The 3,346-nt window shown below is 32.6% G+C and carries 5 protein-coding genes; 3 read left to right on the top strand and 2 right to left on the bottom strand.

From position 1 onward, the window contains the following. Window positions 1-634: 2-dehydro-3-deoxyglucarate aldolase (locus tag FI695_00060; protein ID MQG50356.1), on the top strand; the 634-nt coding region annotated here is incomplete at its 5' end. A 16-nt stretch (window positions 635-650) separates the two neighbouring features. Then, window positions 651-1,367 (top strand): haloacid dehalogenase type II, encoded by a 717-nt coding sequence (locus FI695_00055; protein MQG50355.1) that lies wholly within the window; start codon window positions 651-653, stop codon window positions 1,365-1,367. A gap of 2 nt (window positions 1,368-1,369) precedes the next feature. Here the strand turns inward: FI695_00055 and FI695_00050 are convergent, their stop codons facing one another. Both FI695_00050 and FI695_00045 read right to left on the bottom strand, forming a co-directional pair. Beyond that, window positions 1,370-1,936 carry a methyltransferase domain-containing protein gene (locus FI695_00050; GenBank protein MQG50354.1) on the bottom strand — a complete coding sequence of 189 codons (567 nt, stop codon included), beginning with the start codon at window positions 1,934-1,936 and terminating at the stop codon, window positions 1,370-1,372. Between the two features lie 31 nt (window positions 1,937-1,967). Continuing rightward, window positions 1,968-2,744 carry a sulfite exporter TauE/SafE family protein gene (locus FI695_00045; GenBank protein ID MQG50353.1) on the bottom strand — a complete coding sequence of 259 codons (777 nt, stop codon included), beginning with the start codon at window positions 2,742-2,744 and terminating at the stop codon, window positions 1,968-1,970. Window positions 2,745-2,976: 232 nt separating this feature from the next. Between FI695_00045 and FI695_00040 the strand changes: the two genes are divergently transcribed. Beyond that, window positions 2,977-3,249, top strand: a complete 273-nt coding sequence (locus FI695_00040; GenBank protein ID MQG50352.1) for a hypothetical protein — start codon at window positions 2,977-2,979, stop codon at window positions 3,247-3,249. Window positions 3,250-3,346: the final 97 nt, after the last annotated feature.

Here is a 3,346-nt window from a genome sequence, read left to right as displayed (position 1 = left end):
TACTAAGGTATTTCCACAATGTGTGCAAAGTTGTGAATCATCTAACATAACTCCTATTGTTAGACCTATAGGAAATACGCCGGAAATTATTCGACCATTTTTAGATTTAGGAGCACACGGTATTCAGGCACCTCAAGTTCAGACAGCTGAAGAAGCAAAAATTATTGTTGATTCAGTTAAATATCCTCCAGTGGGTAAAAGGGGATATTTTGTTGCAAATAGAAATAATAAGTTTGGATTAGGTATGTCAGCTCCAGATTACCTTAATCATGGTAATGAAGAAACTTTGGTTTGTATTATGGTAGAAACTCCACAGGGGATTGAGAATGCAGAAGAAATTGCTAAAGTAGATGGGGTTGATGTTGTTTTTGTTGGGCACGGTGATTTATCTACAGCTATGGGATATCCTGGGCAAATGACTCATCCGAAGGTTGTTGAAGCAGGTAAAAAGGCTCTTGGTAAAGTTCTAGATGCAGGTAAATGGGCAGGATGTAGTTGTCCAGAAGACCAAACTACTATGTGGCTAGAATTTGGTGTTCGTTACTTCCATAGTTCTGTTAATAGACTATTAATATCTGGGGCTAAGCAATATTTAGATAAAGTACATGAAGAATCAAACCGACTAGGTTTATAATCAAGAATCTATAATTATGAAGAAAATAAAAAATGTAAGAGCAATTTTTTTTGATGTATTTGGAACTGTTTTTGATTGGCATAATTCTATTTATCAAGAAACAAAAACTTTTACAAAAGAAAATAATTTAACATTTGATGAATTCAAGTTTACGGATAATTGGAGAGCAGGATTTAGATTACTACAATCTCAAGTTGCTAAAGGAGAAAGAACGTATCTCTCTATGGATGATATTCATATGGAAGTTCTGAACAAATTATTAGAAGAACTTAAGATACAAAACATAGATAAAAATAAATTAATTGAATTTAATCAGTCATGGCATAGGTTAATTCCATGGAGTGACTCATTATCCGGACTAAAAGATTTAAAAGAAAATTATATAATTTCAGCACTTTCTAATGGTAATTTATCTATGTTGGTTAAACTTTCAAAAAATTCTAATGCCCCTTGGGATACTATATTATCGACTGAATTTTTTGGAACATATAAACCAGATCCAAAAGTTTACTTAGGGGCAATAAAAATGTTAGATGTATTACCAAAAGAATCAATGATGGTAGCGTCTCATGCATATGATTTGGATGGAGCAAATAGAGCTGGCATGAAAACATGTTATGTCCATAGACCAAATGAATTCGGAACAGGGAAAAGCGAAGACTACGGCGACTTATCTAGATTTGATATTGCTGTGGAGAGTTTTGAAGATATTTCAAAACACTTAAGTAATTGAACTTACTTTTCACAAATATATGCAATAGCTGGAGGTAAGTTTTTCCACACGACAGGAGTTTTATTAACTAATTTAAAATTAGAATTAAGTAATTGCTTAAATTTTTTACCCCTAGAGAAAAAGGTTCCAATCAATAATGCAATAGTAATAAACTTACCACCAGGTGCAAGTACATCATATATTTCGGAAAATAATTCTTGTTGTAGATCAATAGATAAAGTGGCCCATGGTATTGCAGATATAATACAATCAACCTGAGTTCTATCATGTATTTTTAAATATTTTTTTATTTCATTTGCTGTACCGTGGTGAATTATTGTATCTGGAAAGTTTTCCTTAAATTTTTTGTAAAGCATTTCATTAATTTCTATTGCAAAAAAAAGGCTATCAGAAGAAGTTTGTTTCAGTATTTGTTTGGTAATACTGCCAGTTCCTGGGCCAAGTTCAACTATCGTTGCATTTGATTGTAATTTGGCTGAATCTACTATTAGTTTTGCAAGAGATTGAGATGAAGGGAAAGGTGAACCAATTTGAATTGGGTTTTTTATAAATTCCAATGAAAAGCCCATTTTTATATATCCTTTCCAAATATAAGTTAACCTAAAAAAACCACACTTTAATTGGAGAGTAAATTAATTTTATTGCTAGAGCTGTAATAATTGAATTGAATCCTATAATAAATAATCTTTCTGGCATAAGATTAAGTAGGTATTTACCAAACCATGTCCCTAATATTCCAAATAGAACAATAGAAATTATTAAGACTATGTACGGGCCAAAATTAAATCCTAATATCCCAAATACTAAGATCTTTAGTCCATGTTGTATAGACATATAGGCACCTTGAGTTGCTACGATGACTTTTCTATCATTTGTTGTAGATTTAACAAATGGAGCAACTAAAGGACCAGTACCGCCAACAAACATAGTAGCAAAAGATGTGATTATACCTGTAAACAACGATATAAGATTTGTTGGTTTAGTAAAATTAATCGACTTAGGACCCCATAATGAATAAATTACAAATATACCAATAATTCCTTCTAGTAAATGTTTGGGCATGTTAAATGCAAGTTGTCCGCCAATTGTGACACCTAATATTGTTCCTCCTATGAAAGGTTTAATCCAAGTATAACTTATATCTTTCCTCATCATTAGAGCCCTGAAAAAATTAGAATTTGCTTGTGTAATTGCATGTACAGGTATTACTGCTAGTGGGTTGATTAGGTATATAAAAGCGGTAATAGTCATAATTCCACCACCTAACCCTATAGAAGCAGAAAGTGCAGATGAAAAAAAACTAATTAAACAAAGGACTATAAATTCAATAAATGAAATCTCTATTGGGATTAATGTTAGCCCCAAATCCAGTGACATAAATCAGACTCCAGTAATTATATATAGTTGTAATAGAGGTAATTATACATAACTGTTCGTATAATTGTTGGTTAAATTTTTTCATGTATTTATTGTCCTGAAAAAATATGTTAACTTGCATTCTATATATAAGAAAATAGATGCTATAAATTCGGTGCTGAGCAGTGGTTCTGTATAAGGTATTCCGAATAGTCTGGTTAGCATGCCAGAAAAAAACCAAAGGAGAACGTAAATGAATGTTTGTTTTACATCTACTTTTGAAGGCACATTTGATGACTTCAAAAATGTTATGTCAAAAGCCATTACTGAATTTCCAGGAACTATGACGGAACATGAAAGTGCTGAACTTCCATACGATAAAGAAGGATGGTGTAAAGTCGTTACAATTGCGCATGTGCTAGATTTTGACAAAATGCAAGAAGCAATGAGTGCACCTTGGATGGTCGAATGGGATGAAAAACACAATAACACCGACGTCGTATACTTAATGGAAGAGATGTCTTAACAGTATCTGATTAGGTTGTAGATTACTCTAATTTGTTAAAGATGGGGCTGTAGCTCAGCTGGGAGAGCGCTTCAATGGCATTGAAGAGGTCAGGAGT

Source organism: SAR202 cluster bacterium, assembly GCA_009392515.1.
Lineage (GTDB): Bacteria > Chloroflexota > Dehalococcoidia > Lucifugimonadales > UBA6952 > UBA6952.
This window is presented reverse-complemented; position numbering and strand designations above follow the sequence as displayed.